Consider the following 17,698-nt stretch of genomic DNA (forward strand, 5'->3'; position numbering starts at 1 on the left):
ACGGCCCGGCCCGCCTGTCGAGCGACAAGCCACGGCCAGGCCCGTGCGCCCGCGCAGCAGGTGCGCCGTGAGGCTGCGCCTTTCGGACCCGGCGACCCGCCCCACCGCGTCCACCTGACACACGTGGCGGCTTCGTCACTCGAAGCAGACGCGGCTGGTATCCTCGCCGCCATGAAGCGCCCTCCCGAGCCCGACGCCCCCGTGATGCCGTCGCTGCTCGTCTTCGCCGTCGCGGTGCTCCTCTTCGGCTCCCCCCTGCGCCGGCTGTGGCTGGCGGAGGGCGCGCCGGGGTACCTGCCCTTCGCGGTGTGGCTGGGCGTCATCCTCCTGGGCGGCTGGGCGGCGCACCGAAGCGGTGGCCGATGACGCTCGAGCTTGGCTCGCTCGTCGCCGCGTCCGTCGCCTACCTGCTGGTCCTCTTCCTGGTGGCCTACGCGGCGGAGCGAGGCGCCATCCCCGCGCGCATCACCCAGCATCCGCTCGTCTACGCGCTGGCGCTGGGCGTGTACGCCACGTCGTGGTCCTACTTCGGCAGCGTGGGCTACGCGGCCCGGCACGGCTTCCGCTACCTGGGCATCTACCTGGGCGTCACCCTGGCGTGCCTGCTGATTCCCGTGCTGTGGCGCCCGCTGCTGCGCCTGACCCGCGAGCTGCAGCTCACCTCACTGGCGGACGTGCTGGCCTTCCGCTACCCGGGGCAGTCCACCGGCACGGCGGTGACGCTGTTCCTGCTGGCGGGCAGCCTGCCCTACCTGGCGCTCCAGGTGCGGGCCGTCGTGGAGTCCGCGCGCGTGCTCAGTCCGTCCGCGTCGCCCACGCTGGTGGGCCTGGGCTTCTGCGCGGTCCTCACCGTCTTCTCCGTCCTCTTCGGCGCCCGGCACCTCTCCCCGCGCGAGCGGCACGAAGGCCTGATGCTGGCCATCGCCTTCGAGTCCGCGGTGAAGCTCGTCGCCCTGGTGGCCGTGGGCGTCTGGGCGGTCTCCAACGTGTTCGGCGGCGTGGACGGACTGCGGGCCTGGGTGGACGCGCATCCAGAGGCCATCGAAGGGCTCCAGCGTCCGGCGCGGGAGGCCTCCTGGGCGCCGCTGCTGGTGCTGTCCTGCGCGGCCGCCTTCCTCACGCCTCGCAGCTACCACGTCGCCTTCACCGAGGCCCCGGAGCGAGAGGGGCTGGCCACCGCCACCTGGGCCTTCCCGCTGCTGCTGCTGGTGATGAACCTGGTCGTCCCCGTGGTGCTCTGGAGCGGCCAGGCGCTGGGGCTGCCCTGGCCCGCGGACTTCCACGTGCTGGCGGTGCCCGCGTCACGCGGCGCCACGTGGCTGGCGCTGGGTGCCTTCCTGGGCGGCGTCTCCGCGGCCAGCGCCATGGTCATCGTCACCACGCTGGCCCTGGCGCCCATGTGCCTCACGCACCTGGTGCTGCCGCTGGGCTATGCGCGCGGCCAGCCACGCCTGTACGGATGGCTGCTGTGGGCGCGCCGGCTGCTCATCGGCATCATCATCCTGGCCGGCTACGGCTTCCACTGGCTGCTGAACATCCGCGGCACGGGCCTGGTGGACCTGGGGCTGGTGTCCTTCGTCGCGGTGGCGCAGTTCATCCCGGGCGTGCTGGGGTTGCTGTTTTGGAAGCGGGGCACACGCGCCGGGCTGCTGACGGGCCTGGCGGTGGGCGCCAGCGCGTGGCTCCTAACGCTCGTAGTGCCCCTGTGGGCGTCGCCGGGCGTCGTCGCGTGGACGCACCGCATGGCGGCGCTGCTCGGCTTCCCCGTCGACGAGCCCTGGGGCTTCGCCACCTTCGCCTCGCTGACGCTCAACGGGCTGGCCTTCATCGGCGTTTCGCTGGCGACGCGCCAGTCCGCCGAGGAAGCAGAGGCCGCGCGGGCCTGCACACGCGAAGAGGCCGCGCCCGCCGCGGGCGGCGTGGTGGCGGGCTCGCCCGACGAGTTCCGCCGCAAGCTGGCCCCGCTGCTGGGTGAGGAGGCCGCGACGGCGGAGGTGGACCGGGCGCTGAAGTCCCTGTCGCTGCCGCCGGACGAGCGCCGGCCCTCCGAGCTGCGCCGCCTGCGCGACGGCGTGGAGCGAAACCTGTCGGGCCTGCTGGGCCCCGTGCTCGCGCGCATGACGGTGGAGGAGGCGCTGCGGCTGGAGCCCGGCGCGCGAACGGCCCTGGCCGAGCAGCTTCGCTTCGTCGAGGAGCGCCTCCGCGACGCGCGGGGCCCGCGAGGCCCGGTGCCCGCGCTGGAGGCCGTGCGCCGCTACCTGCGCCGCATCCTGGAGGACCTCCCGGTGGGTGTCTGCGCCGTGGGGCCGGATGGTGAGGTCGTCATCTGGAACGCGGCGCTCGAGCAGCTCTCCGGCGTGCCGGTGGACACCGTGCATGGCCATCCCCTGGAGGCCTTGCCCGCGCCCTGGGGCCCGCTGCTGTCCGGCTTCGCCAGCGGCGTGGACGGGGACACGGAGACGCGTGTCACCGTGGCGGGCGTCGAGCGCATCCTCCGGCTGCACCGCTCGCGGCTCTCTCCGGCTGAGCAGGGCACGGGCACGTCCGAGGGCATGGCGCTCCTGGTGGAGGACTTCACGGCGCGCAAGGCCGTGGACGCGCGCATGGCGCATCAGGACCGGCTGGCCTCGCTGGGCCGAGTGGCCGCGGGCGTGGCCCACGAGATTGGCAACCCGCTGACGGCCATCGCCAGCCTGACGCAGAACCTCAAGTACGAGTTGGAAGACCCGGCCGCGTTGCAGGAGCGCGCGGGGCTCATCCTCCAGCAGTGTCGGCGCATCGACGCCATCGTCCGGACGCTGGTGGGCTTCAGCCACGAAGGCACGGTGGGCGGACAGGCGCGGCCCTTCACGCGCGTCGCCGTGGCGCCGCTGCTGAGCGAAGCCGTGCAACTGGCGCGGCTGGCGCGCAAGCAGCGAGGGGTGCGCTTCGAGCATCGCTGTCCAGCGGGCCTGGAGGTGCTAGGCGACGCGCAGCGACTGGAGCAGGTGCTCGTCAATCTGCTGACCAACGCGATGGACGCCTCACCCGAGCACGGCGTGGTGGAGCTGGAGGCGGACATCGACGGTGGCGCGGTGCGCCTGCGCGTCATGGACCGGGGACACGGGATTCCCCCCGAGCTGGCGCAGCGCGTGTTCGAGCCCTTCTTCACCACGAAGGGCTCCGGCGAGGGAACGGGCCTGGGCCTGGCGCTCGCGGCGGGCATCGTCCGAGAGCACGGCGGCGCGATGCAGGTGGACAGGCGGCAGGGGGGAGGGACTAGCGTCGTGGTGAGCCTTCCGGAGCCACGCCGGATGGAAGCCAGCGTGAACCCCGAGCGGGAGGCCCCGGCATGAGCCGCATCCTGGTCATCGAAGACGAGCCCATCATCCGCACGGAGCTGCGCCGGCTGCTCGTACGCGCGGGGCATGACGTGTCCGAGGCGGGCTCCGTGCATGAGGCGTCGAGCGACTACGCCCTGGACTCGTTCGACCTGGTGCTGTCGGACCTGCGCCTGCCGGGCGCCCCGGGGACGGACATCATCGCCCTGTGTCCGGGGGTACCGGTGCTCATCATGACCAGCTACGCCACCGTGAAGTCGGCGGTGGACGCGATGAAGCTGGGCGCGGTGGACTACATCGCCAAGCCCTTCGACCACGACGAGCTGCTGATGCAGGTGGAGCGGGTGCTGCGCGAAGGGCTGCTGACGCGGCAGAACGCGGCGCTCAAGCGCGAGGTGGACCAGACGCACCCCGTCAGCGGAATGGTGGGGAGCAGCGCCGCGATGCGCGAGGTCTTCGAGCGCGTCCGCAAGGTGGCGCCCTCCCCCGCCACCGTGTTGGTCCTGGGCGAATCCGGCACGGGCAAGGAGCTGGTGGCGCGAGCCCTCCACGCCCAGAGTCCTCGGGCGGACGGGCCGCTGGTGGCGGTGAACTGCGCGGCCATTCCCGAAGGCCTGCTGGAGAGCGAGCTGTTCGGCCACGAGAAGGGTGCCTTCACCGGCGCCCAGGCCGCGCACCCGGGGCTCGTGGAGGCGGCGCACGGCGGCACCCTCTTCCTGGACGAGATTGGTGAGCTGCCCGCGCCCGCCCAGGCGCGCCTGTTGCGAATGCTCCAGGATGGCGAGGTGCGGCGAGTGGGCGCGACGCGGCCCCGCAAGGTGGACGTGCGCATCGTCGCCGCGACTCACCGCGATTTACCCCGCCGGGTGCAGGAGGGCTCCTTCCGCCAGGACCTCTACTTCCGCCTGCGCGTGGTGGAGATTCGCCTGCCGCCGCTGCGGGAGCGCACGGAGGACGTGCCCGCGCTGGCCAGACACCTGCTGGAGAAGGCCAGCCGCAAGGTCGGCCGTCCCACGGCGAGCCTGGCGCCCGAGGCCATGGATGCGCTCACCTCCCATCCCTGGCCGGGCAACGTGCGCGAGCTGGAGAACGCGCTGGAGCGCGCTGTCATCCTCGCGGATGGCCCGGTGGTGACAGCGGGGCTCCTGGCGCTGGAGCTGCCCGAAGCGGCGGACAGCTTCGGAGCCTCCGCCACCGAGGAAACCAGCGGCGCCGCACCGGACTCCATGGAGGAGTACTTCCGCCGCTTCGTCATGGAGCACCAGGAGCACATGGGCGAGACGGAGCTGGCGAAGCGCCTGGGCATCAGCCGCAAGGCCTTGTGGGAGAAGCGCCAGAAGCTGGGCATCCCTCGCACGCGCGCTTGAGGCACGGCGCCCGGGCGCCCGTCCACTGCCCTCCGGTGCAGGAGGCCCGTCCGCCATGGGCGACGCCCCGGCACGACGGAACGCCCGCCGCGCCCCATCGCTAGGATTCCCGCCAACACACCGCAGGGGGGAATTCATGGCAGACAGCGTGCCTGTGATTGGCAGTGGGGCTGGCAATCGCGCGGGGGAAGTCGTTGGCGTCATTCCTCGCGCGGAGTACGGGCGGATGGTGGTGCTCACCACGGTCATGCCCATGGCCGTCCTCACCTCGACGTGGTACCTGCCGCCGGGTTGGAACCTGCTCGGAACGGCCGCCATGCTCACCGGCTTCCTGCTGGTGTTGGGCAAGGCCATCGTGGGCGTGCCGCTGGCCCTGCTCATCAGTGAGCGCAACCTGATGAGTCTCTCCCGCTTCCAGGCGCTCGTGTGGACCGTGGTGGTGATGGCGGGCTACCTGACGATGACGCTCTCCCGCGTGAAGTCGGGCGCGTCAAACGCCGTGGGAGTCGACATCCCCCAGGAGCTCTGGATTGCCATGGGTATCTCCACCACCTCCCTGCTGGGCACACCGCTGGTGCTGGGAGGCAAGCGTGCGCGCAGCCCGGACGAGAAGCTGGTGCGGAACACCTCCGTCCAGCTCGCGGAGGCGACCGCGGACATCGACGCGCACCGGCAGGGCGTGCTCTACGCCAACGCGAACATGACGGACGCGCGCATGGCGGACATGTTCCAGGGAGACGAGGTGGGCAACACCGCGCACATCGACCTGGCCAAGGTGCAGATGTTCTATTTCACAATCATCGCAGCGGTGGGCTACTTCATGGATGTGGCCATGTCGGTGGCGCGCGGGACGACCAGCGCGATGCCCGCCCTGTCGCAAGGCATGCTCGCCCTGCTGGCCATCAGCCATGGTGGATACCTGCTAGGAAAGACAGGCGACCACTCCAACTCCAAGCAGACCTGACGCCGCGCGCGAAGCGCTACGACGCGGCGCATGAAGCGTTACCGCGGTAACGCGCACGTCACCTTCGGTAACGTCCTGACGCGCCGGGCCAACCTGCAACGTCTTGAATCTCCGGGCGCGGCGCGTTGGCAGACACGTTGCTCTGTGCTGGGGCATGCGCACTGCCCCCGCACGCATGCTGCCGTTCATGGCCGCGCTCGCGGTCCTGCTGTCAGCCACTCCGTCGAGCGCATTCAAGCTTCCCCTCAGCGAGGAGTCCTACCTCAACGTCGCCATCCTCCTGCAGCCGCAGCTCCAGCTTGTCGACGAGGGCGCGCCGTCCGGCGGGCCTGGCTCCGACATGTTCCTGCGGCGCACGCGCCTGCTCGTGTTCGGCAACATCACCAGGAAACTGTCGTTCTTCGCCGAGACGGACCAGCCCAACTTCGGCAAGAACGGCGACTGGAGCGGCGCCTTCTTCATCCAGGACGCGTTCATCTCCTACGAGGTGGCGGAGAAAATCTGGATTGACGTGGGCATGCTGCTGCCGCCGCTGACGCGCCATGTCCTCCAAGGCGCCATCGCGTTGCAGGCGGTGGACTACCACGCCAACCTGGTCCGCTGGACACCCGGCGTGGGCAAGGTGTGGCGGGACATCGGCGTGCAGGTCCGCGGCTTCGCCGGCCCCTTGGGCTTCCGGGCCGCCCTCTTCAATGGCGTCAACGGCAAGACGACGCCGGAGGGCACCGTGCTCAACCCGGACGATTTGCCTCGCGTCACGGCGATGGCGCGCTGGAACTTCTTCACGCGCGAGGAGGACCTCTTCTTCCAGGGCATCTACTTCGCCTCCGAGCCGCGCTTGTCGGTGGGCCTCGGCGCCGACTACCAGCCGAAAGCGGTGGCCACGGAGTCCGGGCTCCATGACTCGTTGGGCACGGCCGCGGACGTGTTCCTCGACGTGCCCCTGGCGAACGACCAGGAGTTCGTCTTCAACGCCACCCTCTTCCACTACCGCCAGGGCCTGGACAACCCGCGGAGCGGCACGGGCTTCTACGCGGAGACGGGCTGGCGCTTCGGCAAGCTCCAGCCGCTCATCTCCGGCGAGTACTTCAAGGCGCGCGTGGCCGGCCAGGACCAGGTCGCGCTCAAGCCCGGCTTCAACATCTGGTTCCAGAAGCACACGCTCAACCTCCGGACCGAGGTCGCCGTCGCGTGGACGGGTGACCTCGCCCAGGCCCGCGCCGCCGTGACGGGCACGAGCCAGCTGCAGCTCTTCTACTAACCCGCCTCCATTCCCAAGGATGCCGACGATGGCCCAGACGCAGGACGCGCTCATTCCCACGAAGGACGCCTTCAGCCGCAAAGCCCACGTGAAGAGCCTGGAGGACTACCAGCGCCTCTACCAGCGCAGCCTCCAGCAGCCCGAGGCCTTCTGGGGTGAGATGGCCAAGCAGCTCACCTGGTTCCACGAGCCAGACGCCATCATGGACCTGGACGCCGAGCAGGTGGACTTCGCCTGGTTCGGCGGCGGCAAGCTCAACGCGGCCTACAACTGCATCGACCGGCACGCCAAGGAGCGCCCCGGCAAGGTCGCCATCATCTGGGCGAAGAACGAGCCGGGCGAGTACGAGTCCATCACCTATCGCGACCTCCAGCACCACGTGGGCCGCGTGGCCAACGTGCTCAAGGCGCACGGCGTGCGCAAGGGCGACCGCGTCTGCATCTACCTGCCCATGGTGCCGGAGCTGGCCTACACCATGCTCGCGTGCGCGCGCATCGGCGCGGTGCACTCCGTGGTGTTCGCCGGCTTCTCGTCGGAGGCCCTGCGCGAGCGCATCCTCGACTGTGGCGCCAAGGTGCTCATCACCGCCAACGAAGGTCCGCGCGGTCCCAAGTTCGTGGCCACCAAGGCCATTGCCGACGAGGCCGTGGAGGGCCTGTCCCGGGTGGAGTCCATCCTGGTGGTGCGCCGCACGGGCAAGGAGGTGCCGATGCTCGCCGGCCGCGACTACTGGCTGGACGCGGAGATGGCGAAGCACCGCGGCGTCTGTCCCGCGGAGTGGATGGACGCCGAGGACCCGCTCTTCATCCTCTACACGTCCGGCTCCACGGGGAAGCCCAAGGGCGTGCTGCACACCACGGGCGGCTACCTCGTCTACGCGGCCACCACGTTCCGCTACGTCTTCGACATCCAGCCGGAGGACGTCTACTTCTGCGCGGCGGACCTGGGCTGGGTCACCGGCCACAGCTACATCCTCTACGGGCCGCTGATGACCGGCACCACCACGGTGATGTTCGAGTCCACGCCCACCTTCCCGGACGCGGGGCGGCTGTGGCGCGTGGTGGACGACCTGAAGGCCACCATCCTCTACACCGCGCCCACCGCGCTGCGCTCGCTCATCCGGGAGGGCGACGCGTGGGTGAAGAAGTCCTCGCGTCAGTCGCTGCGCCTGCTGGGCAGCGTGGGCGAGCCCATCAACCCGGAGGTGTGGCGCTGGTATCACGACGTCGTGGGCGACGGCCGCTGCCCGGTGGTGGACACGTGGTGGCAGACGGAGACGGGCGGCATCCTGATTGCGCCGCTGCCGGGGGCCACGCCCACCAAGCCGGGCTCCGCCACCCTGCCCTTCTTCGGCGTGGAGCCAGTGCTGGTGGACGACGAGGGCCGCGTCATCGAAGGCAACGGCGTCAGCGGCAACCTGTGCCTGGCGCGCTCGTGGCCGGGGCAGGCCCGCACGCTGTACGGCCACCACCAGCGCTTCAAGGAGACGTACTACGCGCGCTTCCCCAACCTGTACTTCACCGGTGACGGCTGCCGCCGCGACGAGGACGGGTACTACTGGATTACCGGCCGCGTGGATGACGTGCTCAACGTCTCCGGGCACCGCCTGGGCACCGCCGAGGTGGAGAGCGCGCTGGTGGCGCACGAGGCCGTCGCCGAGGCCGCGGTGGTGGGCTTCCCACATGAGCTCAAGGGCACGGGCGTGTGCGCGTTCGTCACGGTGAAGCCGGACTGGCAGGAGTCCGGCTCCGAGCAGATGGTGGGCGCGCTCAAGGAGCAGGTCCGGCATGTCATTGGCCCCATCGCCACGCCGGACCGGGTGGTGCTGGTCAACGGCCTGCCGAAGACGCGCTCCGGGAAGATTCTGCGCCGCATGCTCCGCAAGATTGCCTCGGGCGAGGTGGAGAACCTGGGTGACGCCAGCACCCTGGCGGACCCGTCGGTGCTCGACGAGCTGCTCGCGAAGGCCACCCCCACACAGGCGAAGCGCTGACCGGAGGAGACACCCCATGTCCACGAATCCGAACGAGGAAGCGCTGGAAGCACTCGCGGCGGCGCGCTGGCGCGTGGCCGGCGTGCTCACAGTGACGACGCTGGCGGCGTACCTGGGCTTCATCCTCCTGGTGGCCTTCGACAAGCCGCTCATGGGGCAGCAGCTCGTCCCGGGCCTGTCCGTTGGCATCCTGCTGGGCGCGCTGGTCATCGTCGCGGCCTGGGCGCTGACGGGCATCTACATGCTGTGGGCGAACGGGAAGTACGACCGCGCCCTGCACCAACTCCGCGGTGGAAAGTGAGGCAGGCATGAACCCGGCAGAAACGACGACGCAGCTCGGCCAGCCCAACGCCACGGCCATCCTGTTCTTCCTCCTCTTCGTGGGCATCACCCTGGCGATTACGTACTGGGCGGCGCGCAAGACGAAGACGACGTCGGAGTTCTTCGCCGCGGGCGGCGGCGTGAGCGCGGCGCAGAATGGCCTCGCGCTCGCGGGTGACTACATGAGCGCCGCCAGCTTCCTGGGCATCGCGGGTCTGGTGGCCACGTCCGGCTTCGACGGGCTCATCTACTCCGTGGGCTGGCTCGTCGGCTGGCCGGTCGTGACGTTCCTCATCGCCGAGCCCCTGCGCAACCTGGGCAAGTACACCTTCGCGGACGTGGTGGCCTACCGGCTGAAGCAGACGCCGGTGCGGCTGTCCGCGGCGGTGGGCACGCTCACCGTGGTCAGCTTCTACCTGATTGCGCAGATGGTGGGCGCCGGCAACCTCATCCACCTGCTGTTCGGCCTGTCCTACGAGATGGCGGTCGTCATCGTGGGCGCGGTGATGATTCTCTACGTGCTCTTCGGCGGGATGATCGCCACCACCTGGGTGCAAATCGTCAAGGCGGTGCTGCTGCTGGCGGGCGCCACGGGGCTCGCGGGCATGGTGCTGTCAAGGTTCGGCTTCAGCCCGCTGCGGCTCTTCAACGAGGCCGCCACCCGGTACGGCGCGGAGGTGCTGGCCCCTGGAAAGCTGGTGAGCAACCCGCTGGAGGCCATCTCCCTGGGCGTGGCGCTGATGTTCGGCACCGCGGGCCTGCCGCACATCCTGATGCGCTTCTACACGGTGCCGGACGCGAAGGCGGCGCGCAGCAGCGTCTTCTACGCCACGGGGCTCATCGGCTACTTCTACCTGGTGACGTTCATCCTGGGCTTCGGCGCGTCCGTGCTGGTGGGCCGTCAGGCGATTACCAGCGTGGACAAGGGCGGCAACATGGCGGCGCCCATGCTCGCCGAAGTCGTGGGGGGCACGGGCTTCCTGGGCTTCATCTCCGCCGTCGCCTTCGCCACGATTCTGGCGGTGGTGGCCGGCCTGACGCTGTCCGGCGCGGCGGCGCTGTCCCACGACTTGTGGTCCAGCGTGGTGCGCAAGGGCCAGGCCCCCGAGGCGGAGCAGCTCAAGGTGGCGCGGCTGGCCAGCCTCTTGCTGGGCGTGCTGGCCATCATCCTGGGCGTGGTCTTCAAGGGGCAGAACGTGGCCTTCATGGTGGGGCTGGCCTTCGCCATCGCGGCGAGCGCCAACTTCCCGGCGCTGCTCCTGTCCATGGCCTGGAAGAAGTTCACCACGAATGGCGCGGTGGCCAGCATGCTCACGGGCGCCTTCAGCTCCGTGCTCTTCATCTACCTGTCCCCCACGGTGCAGGTGGACCTCCTGGGCAACACGTCCGCGCTGTTCCCGCTGCGCAACCCGGGCGTCATCACCATCCCCCTGGCCTTCCTCGTGGGCGCCGCGGTGTCGCTGCTCTTCCCCGAGCACGCGTCCGCCGCCCGCTTCGCCGAGGTGAAGCACCGGATGCACGTGGGGGCGCCCCAGCCGGCCCCCGCGGTGGTCGCCGTGGGCTCGAAGCCGGAGGCTGGGCCGTCCCGCCCCGCCGCCAGCGAGGCCAAGGCCTGAGGACGGGCATTCCCCTGGGACACGGGTCGCCTACACTGGGCCCGTGTCCAGCGCCTCAGAGCAGGGCCCCTCCGAGGGCCTCCGCGGTCGGTTGCACGAAATCATCTTCGAGGCGGAGACGCCCGCGGGCAGGGCGTTCGACGTCGGCCTCCTGTGGGCCATCCTCTTCAGCATCATCGCGGTGATGCTGGAGAGCGTCGCCTCGGTGCGGACCCAGTACGGGAGCGTGCTGCTCGGCGTCGAGTGGTTCTTCACGGCCCTGTTCACCCTGGAGTACCTGCTCCGCCTCTTCTCCGTCAGCAAGCCGCTGCGCTACGCCCGCAGCTTCTTCGGGCTGGTGGACCTGCTGGCGCTCCTGCCCACGTTCCTGAGCGTGCTGATTCCCGGGGCGCAGTCCCTGCTGGTGATTCGGGTGCTGCGGCTGCTGCGCGTGTTCCGCGTGCTCAAGCTGACGCACCTGCTGGGGCAGGCGGAGGTGCTGCTCACCGCGCTGCGCGCCAGCCGGCCGAAAATCACCGTCTTCCTGGGCACGGTGCTGACCATCGTCGTCATCATGGGCGCACTGATGTACGTGGTGGAGGGCCAGGAGAACGGCTTCGACAGCATCCCCCGCGCCATGTACTGGGCCATCGTCACCGTGACGACGGTGGGCTTTGGCGACATCACGCCCAAGACGGTGCCCGGGCAGTTCATCGCGTCCATCCTGATGGTGATGGGCTACGGAATCATCGCGGTGCCCACGGGTATCGTCTCCGTGGAGCTGGCCGCCGCCACGCGGAACGCGGTGGACCACCGGGCGTGCCCCGCCTGTGGCCAGCAGGGGCATGACCTGGATGCCCGTTTCTGCAAGCACTGCGGGCACGGGCTCTAGGTCGCGAGCGGCGGGCATGGCTCCGCGGGGCGGGCCGGAGCCGCGAGGGCTTCATCCAGCTCATGAACAACCTGGGCCTGCCGAAGCCCAGGCTCATCGACGTGGCGGCTCCCGCCACGTTCGTTCATGGGCCAACCTGAAACAACAAGGCAGCGAGCCCCACGCAGACATCACACGCACCTGCGACTCCAGGGCAGGGATGGTGATGCCAAGCGCACAACTCGCTGAAACACCAAGTCTAAATGCGAGCCCCGGGCGTTCACTCCGCACCACGCTGAGTAGGATGCGGTTCCATGCCTCGCACCGCGCACAGGCCGCTGGAAGTGGATGAGGAGAAGCTCGTTCTTCAATTCCCCAGCCTGGACCGCAAGGCCGTGGGTGCTTTCTTCACGCCAGCACCGCTGGCGGAACGCACCCTCGCGCTCGCGCTCCAGCACGTGGGCGGAGGGCCCCTCACCGTCGTGGACCCCTCATGCGGCGCGGGCGCCTTCCTCACCGCCGCCTCGCGGCTGCGGCCCGGCGTCCGGCTCTGCGGCCTGGAGCTGGACCCCGAGGTCGCCCGTCTCTGCCAGGCCCGCGTGCCCGAGGCCACCGTGCGCGCCGGAGACGCGCTGCGCGACGGCCTGGCGCCCCTGCTCGCCACCACGCCGCCGGAGCACCAGGAGCTGTGGGTGGGCAACCCGCCCTACAACGGCACCTCCTCCGTGCTGAAGGACCCGGGCACCTATGCCCGGCTGCGCGCCCTGCTCCCCCTGGCGCTGATGCCCGGCACCAGCCTGCGCGACGACTTCGCCTTCTTCCTCCTGGTGGCCGCGCACCGGCTGGCCACCCGTCCCGGGGCGCTCGCCTTCATCACCCCGGCGAGCTTCCTGGACGCCTTCATGTACGCGCCGCTGCGCCAGTCACTGCTGGAGACGCTCTCCCTGCGCGAGGTGGTGGACCTGGGCCCCGGCGCCTTCGCGGGCACGCAGGTGCGGACCTGCATCACCGTGTGGAGCTCCCTCCCGGGCCCTCACCCCGCCCCACGCTTCGAGCGGCGTGGCCTCGGGCAACACTTCACCCCCGAGCCCCCCGAGTGGCGGCTCGCGCCCACCGCGCCCGAGGCCTCCGCCCTGGATGCCCGCTGGCGGCAGAGCGGTGAACCCCTGACGCGGCTCGTCCCCGTCAGCCTCCCCGGCGTGAAGACCCGCTTCGACGAGCTGCTGGTGGACGCGGACCCGGAGCGGCTCCTCACGCGCGTGAAGGACTTCGCAGCCACGACGGAAGAAGCCCTGCCCGACTTCGCGAAGGCCCATGGCCTGCCCGAAGAGTTGATGCCCAAGCTGCGCGCGCTGAAGGCCGGGCCGCCGCTGGAGGTGGACGCCAGCCACATACGGCCCTTCTATCGCTACGGCGGTGCCCGCCACCGCGGCTGCGTGCCGCCCGAGGCCCGCGCCTACTGCTACCTGGACCGGCGGCTCGTCCCCCGCGGCGACCACCGGCTGCGCGGTCCCTATGACCCGCACCTGGGCGCGGTGAAGCTGCTCTTCAACGTGCGCGAGCTGCCCCTGTCAGCCGCGCTGCTGGAGGACGAGGGCTGCGTGCATGACCATCGCCACGCGCGCTTCGCCCCGCTCTACGTGCCGCGGCGCCTGCGCGACGAGGGCCTGGGCCTCACCCGGTCCGTGAAGACACGGGACGAGTTGGGCCCGCTGGTGCCCAACCTCTCCCCCCGGGGCCTGGCCTGGGCCGAGCGCCTGGGCGGCCCCCTGCCCGCCTTCCAGGCGCTGGTCCGCTTCCTCAATGGGCCGGAGGTCCAGGCCATCTGGGCGCCCGCCTTCGGCGCCTCCCGCGTGGTGCCCGTGCCCCTCACGGAGGAGTGAGCGCTACCCGGCAGATGGCTCGGATGCCCGCTTGCTTTCCCCAGCGGCGGGCACGGGCAACCGCTAGTGTCCACCTTCGCTCCGTAGCGCATGACCTCAGGAGGAAGACACACCCATGAAGATTCGAGCCCTGCTCACCGCCGCCGCACTGACCGCCGCCCTCCCCGCCCTGGCGCAGGAGGACGCGGGCACGCCGCCGCCGGCGGCCAAGAAGACGCCGCCCAAGGGCCAGACGGCCAAGGCCCAGGTGAAGAACTCCGAGGGCCAGGACGTGGGCGAAATCACCCTGGAGCAGACCAAGCAAGGCCTCCTCATCAAGGGCAAGCTGAGCAACCTGCCCCCGGGACAGCACGCCTTCCACATCCACGAGGTGGGCAAGTGCGAGGCGCCCGCCTTCACCACGGCCGGCGGCCACTTCAACCCCAGCAAGAAGGCCCACGGACTGCTGGCGCCGAAGGGCAAGCACCACGGCGACCTGCCCAACCTCTACGTGGCGAGCGACGGCACGGTGCAGTTCGACATCTTTTCGCAGAACGGCCTCACCGTGAAGTCGCTGTTCGACAAGGACGGCTCCGCGGTGGTGGTGCACGCCAAGGAAGACGACTACCACACCGACCCGACGGGGGACGCGGGCGGCCGCATCGCCTGCGGCGTGGTGGAGAAGACGTAGTCCGCCCCACCCGTCAGCAACCGGGCCTCTCCCTGTCACCGGGAGAGGCCGCTGTCACACGTAGCCGAAGCGCCGGCGGGCGAACCACTCCGCGCCCAGCAGCGCGATGAGCGCCACCAGGTAGTACCAGCGGTCCCACAGCGGCTGATCCCTGGCGCGGCCCACCTCCACCACCGGCGGGTCCAGCAGCGGCACGTCCGGGAGGCCGTCCCGCGGTAGCTTGTACGACTTGCCGCCCGTCTCCTTCGCGATCTGCGCCATCAGCTCCGGCCGCACGGACGCGTCCGACAGCTCGGGCCCCACGGCGCGCACGGCCACCGCGTCCTCGCCCTTGCCCAGGTCCGTCTCGCCCTTCTTCGCGGAGGCCAGCAGCTTGTAGGGCCCGGGCGCGGGGGGCTCGAACTCCAGCCGCACCACGCCGTCCGTCCCCGTGGAACCCGTCTGCACCGCCACCGGCTTCTGCGTGGCGACGGAGAAGAGCTCCACCCGCACCTGCGCGTCCTGCGCCGGCTGGTAGTCCGCCATCCGCGCCTGCACCACGACGCCCACCGGCCGGCCCGGCTCCACGGACGGCGGGTCCGCCGTCACCTTCAGCGTCGTCAGGTCCGGGTCTCTCACCAGCCACCGCAGCGCATTGCCCCAGAAGCGGTCATACGCGCGGCTGGGCGAGCCATCCTTGTGCGCCGCGAAGGCCCAGTACCAGGAGGCGTCCGTGGCCATCACCAGCGAGCGCCCGCGGCCGTAGTCCCACACGGCCACCAGCGGCGCGTTCTTCCCGCCCACCGTCAGGTGCGGGTGGTCCAGCAGCACCGTGGCCCCCGGACGCGCCTGCGTCAGGTTGGCGCCAGGGATGGGCGGCAGCTCCGCCCACGCGGCCTCCGTGCTGGCGGCGCCCATGCCAATGCCCGTCACCGGGTGACGCAGGCCCTCGGGCGTCAGCCGCGGCTTGAAGGCGTCCAGGTTGGCGGGGCCCGCGGCGGCCACCGGCAGCGACTCCATCAACGTGGGCATGGTGGCGCGGCCTTCGCCCAGCACGCTGTCGCCGCCAATCATCACGAAGGCGCCGCCGTTGTGGACGTAGCGCTCCAGGTTGCGCTCGTACTCGGCGATGGAGAGCGACGGGTCCGAGTGCCCGAAGTTCTGGAAGATGACGACGTCGAAGGTGTCCAGCTTCGTGTCGAAAATCTCCTCCATGGGGAACGGGATGAGGGACAGCTCGCGCTGGTCGTTCACCACGCCCGGGTCGTCCGACTGCGTGCGCAGGATGTAGAAGGACACCAGGTCCACGTTGGCGTCCTGGCGCAGCAGGCCGCGCAGGTAGCGCTCGTCCCAGGAGGGCCGGCCCACCACCAGCAGCACGCGCACGCGGTCCCGAATCACCTTCAGCGTGAAGGAGCGGGTGTTGTTCTCCGCCACGGCCTCGCCCGGGAAGGTGGGCACCGTCATCGTGTAGACGAAGCGCCCCGTCTGGTCCGGCGTGAAGGTGAAGGCCACGGGCTTCACGTCGTCCGCGGACTCCATCCGCACCACCTTGCTGGCGACCGTCTTGCCTTCCTGGCTCAGCACCACGGGGATGTCCTGCCCCTCGAAGCCGCGGCCGTGAATCTCCACCTCCACGGTGAGCGAGTTACGGACGAAGGCGAAGTCATCCACCTTCAGCCCCTCCACGGCGACGTCCTTCAGCGTCTCCTGTCCCACGGTGAAGGTGGAGACGGGGACGTTCAGGTCCGCCAGCGCCGCGCGCGCCCGGCCCACCACGCCCGCCTTGAGCTCGGTGTTGTCCGCGCCGTCGCTGAACAGCAGCACCCCGGACAGCTTGCGCGAGCCCTGCCCCGCCCCCGCCGCGGCACGCACCGCCGCCAGCAGGTCCGTGGTGCCCGCGCGCGCGGGCGTCTTCAGCGTCTCTGGCGTCACCGGCGCCAGCTCCGGGTCGAAGCCGTACAGCTCCACCGTGAAGCGGTCCTGCAGCTCCGCCAGGCGCGGCGCTGCCCGCTCCAGGAAGTCCGCCACTTCCTCGGAGCGCGTGCGTCCGCCCACCTCCGCGGGGAAGCTCATGGACGCGGAGCGGTCCACCAGCACCGCGACGCGGTTCTTCATGCGCGCCACCTGCAGGTGGCGGATGCCGGGCTCCAGCAGGAAGAAGAGCGCGGCCAGGCCGGCTCCGACGCGCAGGGCCCAGAGGAGGACTCGGCGCCCGCGCGAGGGCTCACGGCGCACGCCCCAGGCGGCCAGCGCCACGCCCAGGACCAGCCCCAGGGCGAGCAGGACCAGCGCCCACGGTGGCAATGGCGAGAGGGTGACGAGCTTCCAGGCGTTGAACGTGGGGGAGTTCATCCAGGCTTTCGGCGGAGGGCCGGGGCTTCAGCGCCGCTTGTTGAGGATGAGCGGCAGGTGGACGGCATCGTCCTTGTAGTCCAGGCAGAGGGCATACATGCAGACGTTGATGCCCAGCCGCACCGCCAGCTCCCGCTGGGGCTCGCCACCCGGCGAGACGTCGAACTCGAAGTCACCCGACTCGTTGCGGCTCCACGCCCCGGCCAGGTCATTCTGCGAGTACAGCACCGCGGTGCGCTTGCCCAGGTTGCAGCCCATCAACTGGGGCTTGTTGAGCACCCGCCCGGGCGCCGCGTCCAGCAGGAAGAAGGACTTGAACACCACGTGCTTCGACGGCACGTCTGCCAGCGGGCTCTGGGGCAGCACCCGCGCCATCTCCCGGCGGAAGGACGCGTCGAAGCCGGCCCCGTCGCTGGCGTCGTTGGCGTCCGCGAGCATGAAGCCGCCGTACGTCAGGTAGCGGCGCAGGTTGGCCACCTCCGCATCCTCCAGCGGGGGAAACTCCCCCTCGCCGCCGAAGTAGAGGAACGGGTATTCGAAGAGGTCCGGCGAGCTGAGCGGAAACGGGCGCGCGTCCGGGACGACCTCCACGGAGGTGCGACGCTGGAGCTCCCAGGTGATGCGGCGCAGGCCGGACAGCCGCGTGTCCCAGCGGCCCTTGTGACGGGCCACGGCGGGGATGAAGCGGTTCTTCTCACCGAAGGCATGCGCCCGCCGGGCCAGCAGTGGGGCGAGCGCGGCGGTGCCGAGCAGGAGGTTTCGACGGGTCAGACGCCGCGCGGACATAGGGCGTATCTATATACCGTCGACGGGTATGCGCATTCCCCGGTATAGAACGGCGTCATGGCGAAAGGCGGACAGACGCCCCCGGCGCCCGGCTCGGCGGAGGCCCAGGCCGCCTGGGCTCGGAAGGAGGCGGGCGACGTGGCGGGTGCACGGCGCGACGCCGAGCGAATCCTCGCGGAAAGTCCGTCCGCCGAGGACCGCGCGGAGGCGGAGGAGTTGCTGCGGCGCACCGCCACCCCGCGCGCCCTGTACGGGTTCGCCCTGCTCGCCGCCACCGTCTTCGTGCTCCTGCTCGTACTCGCAATCGTCCGATACGCGTAAGCTTCGGCGGAC

At 70.6% G+C, this 17,698-nt stretch carries 14 protein-coding genes; 12 read left to right on the forward strand and 2 right to left on the reverse strand.

The annotated features are described in order from the left end of the window. The first annotated feature begins 171 nt into the window (after window positions 1-171). From KGD87_RS18525 to KGD87_RS18575, 11 genes are all read left to right on the forward strand, one after another. Window positions 172-366: a hypothetical protein gene (locus KGD87_RS18525; RefSeq protein ID WP_284661528.1), complete on the forward strand. Its 195-nt coding sequence runs from the start codon at window positions 172-174 to the stop codon at window positions 364-366. Beyond that, on the forward strand, window positions 363-3,335 hold the full coding sequence (locus KGD87_RS18530) for an ATP-binding protein (RefSeq protein ID WP_284661529.1): 2,973 nt from the start codon (window positions 363-365) through the stop codon (window positions 3,333-3,335). Before KGD87_RS18525 ends, KGD87_RS18530 begins: the two co-directional genes overlap by 4 nt. Then, the gene (locus KGD87_RS18535) at window positions 3,332-4,687 is read left to right on the forward strand and encodes a sigma-54-dependent transcriptional regulator (RefSeq protein ID WP_284661530.1); all 1,356 of its coding nucleotides are present in this window, start codon (window positions 3,332-3,334) and stop codon (window positions 4,685-4,687) included. The genes KGD87_RS18530 and KGD87_RS18535 overlap by 4 nt, the downstream gene beginning before the upstream one ends. A 136-nt stretch (window positions 4,688-4,823) precedes the next feature. Next, entirely contained in the window at window positions 4,824-5,651 is an 828-nt protein-coding gene (locus KGD87_RS18540) for a hypothetical protein (protein WP_284661531.1), read from the forward strand. Window positions 5,652-5,805: 154 nt separating this feature from the next. After that, on the forward strand, window positions 5,806-6,912 hold the full coding sequence (locus tag KGD87_RS18545; protein WP_284661532.1) for a hypothetical protein: 1,107 nt from the start codon (window positions 5,806-5,808) through the stop codon (window positions 6,910-6,912). 28 nt (window positions 6,913-6,940) lie between these two features. Beyond that, on the forward strand, window positions 6,941-8,905 hold the full coding sequence (gene acs, locus KGD87_RS18550; protein ID WP_284661533.1) for an acetate--CoA ligase: 1,965 nt from the start codon (window positions 6,941-6,943) through the stop codon (window positions 8,903-8,905). 16 nt (window positions 8,906-8,921) lie between these two features. After that, complete coding sequence (locus tag KGD87_RS18555) at window positions 8,922-9,206, forward strand: DUF485 domain-containing protein (protein WP_176416888.1); 285 nt, start codon at window positions 8,922-8,924, stop codon at window positions 9,204-9,206. A gap of 7 nt (window positions 9,207-9,213) precedes the next feature. Beyond that, on the forward strand, window positions 9,214-10,842 hold the full coding sequence (locus tag KGD87_RS18560; protein ID WP_284661534.1) for a sodium:solute symporter family transporter: 1,629 nt from the start codon (window positions 9,214-9,216) through the stop codon (window positions 10,840-10,842). 43 nt (window positions 10,843-10,885) lie between these two features. Beyond that, window positions 10,886-11,713 (forward strand): ion transporter, encoded by an 828-nt coding sequence (locus KGD87_RS18565; RefSeq protein ID WP_284661535.1) that lies wholly within the window; start codon window positions 10,886-10,888, stop codon window positions 11,711-11,713. 293 nt (window positions 11,714-12,006) lie between these two features. After that, the gene (locus tag KGD87_RS18570; protein ID WP_284661536.1) at window positions 12,007-13,575 is read left to right on the forward strand and encodes an HsdM family class I SAM-dependent methyltransferase; all 1,569 of its coding nucleotides are present in this window, start codon (window positions 12,007-12,009) and stop codon (window positions 13,573-13,575) included. A gap of 115 nt (window positions 13,576-13,690) precedes the next feature. Beyond that, entirely contained in the window at window positions 13,691-14,245 is a 555-nt protein-coding gene (locus KGD87_RS18575; RefSeq protein ID WP_284661537.1) for a superoxide dismutase family protein, read from the forward strand. A 54-nt stretch (window positions 14,246-14,299) separates the two neighbouring features. On the opposite strand, the gene KGD87_RS18580 is transcribed toward KGD87_RS18575, so the two are convergent. Together KGD87_RS18580 and KGD87_RS18585 are read right to left on the reverse strand one after the other, a co-directional pair. Further along, complete coding sequence (locus KGD87_RS18580) at window positions 14,300-16,579, reverse strand: glutamine amidotransferase (protein ID WP_284661538.1); 2,280 nt, start codon at window positions 16,577-16,579, stop codon at window positions 14,300-14,302. A 27-nt stretch (window positions 16,580-16,606) separates the two neighbouring features. Further along, window positions 16,607-17,365, reverse strand: a complete 759-nt coding sequence (locus KGD87_RS18585) for a DUF4159 domain-containing protein (RefSeq protein WP_284661539.1) — start codon at window positions 17,363-17,365, stop codon at window positions 16,607-16,609. Between the two features lie 57 nt (window positions 17,366-17,422). On the opposite strand from KGD87_RS18585, the gene KGD87_RS18590 reads away from it, so the two are divergent. Next, window positions 17,423-17,686, forward strand: a complete 264-nt coding sequence (locus KGD87_RS18590; protein WP_284661540.1) for a molecular chaperone DnaJ — start codon at window positions 17,423-17,425, stop codon at window positions 17,684-17,686. The last annotated feature ends 12 nt before the right edge of the window (window positions 17,687-17,698 follow it).

Source organism: Myxococcus sp. SDU36, from assembly GCF_030168875.1.
Lineage (GTDB): Bacteria > Myxococcota > Myxococcia > Myxococcales > Myxococcaceae > Myxococcus > Myxococcus vastator.

Bases quoted from the DNA above. Each gene is read 5' to 3' on its own strand.
- KGD87_RS18525 (WP_284661528.1), top strand. From the start codon at position 172: ATGAAGCGCCCTCCCGAGCCCGACGCCCCCGTGATGCCGTCGCTGCTC.
- KGD87_RS18530 (WP_284661529.1), top strand. From the start codon at position 363: ATGACGCTCGAGCTTGGCTCGCTCGTCGCCGCGTCCGTCGCCTACCTG.
- KGD87_RS18535 (WP_284661530.1), top strand. From the start codon at position 3,332: ATGAGCCGCATCCTGGTCATCGAAGACGAGCCCATCATCCGCACGGAG.
- KGD87_RS18540 (WP_284661531.1), top strand. From the start codon at position 4,824: ATGGCAGACAGCGTGCCTGTGATTGGCAGTGGGGCTGGCAATCGCGCG.
- KGD87_RS18545 (WP_284661532.1), top strand. From the start codon at position 5,806: ATGCGCACTGCCCCCGCACGCATGCTGCCGTTCATGGCCGCGCTCGCG.
- acs (WP_284661533.1), top strand. From the start codon at position 6,941: ATGGCCCAGACGCAGGACGCGCTCATTCCCACGAAGGACGCCTTCAGC.
- KGD87_RS18555 (WP_176416888.1), top strand. From the start codon at position 8,922: ATGTCCACGAATCCGAACGAGGAAGCGCTGGAAGCACTCGCGGCGGCG.
- KGD87_RS18560 (WP_284661534.1), top strand. From the start codon at position 9,214: ATGAACCCGGCAGAAACGACGACGCAGCTCGGCCAGCCCAACGCCACG.
- KGD87_RS18570 (WP_284661536.1), top strand. From the start codon at position 12,007: ATGCCTCGCACCGCGCACAGGCCGCTGGAAGTGGATGAGGAGAAGCTC.
- KGD87_RS18575 (WP_284661537.1), top strand. From the start codon at position 13,691: ATGAAGATTCGAGCCCTGCTCACCGCCGCCGCACTGACCGCCGCCCTC.
- KGD87_RS18580 (WP_284661538.1), bottom strand. From the start codon at position 16,579: ATGAACTCCCCCACGTTCAACGCCTGGAAGCTCGTCACCCTCTCGCCA.
- KGD87_RS18585 (WP_284661539.1), bottom strand. From the start codon at position 17,365: ATGTCCGCGCGGCGTCTGACCCGTCGAAACCTCCTGCTCGGCACCGCC.
- KGD87_RS18590 (WP_284661540.1), top strand. From the start codon at position 17,423: ATGGCGAAAGGCGGACAGACGCCCCCGGCGCCCGGCTCGGCGGAGGCC.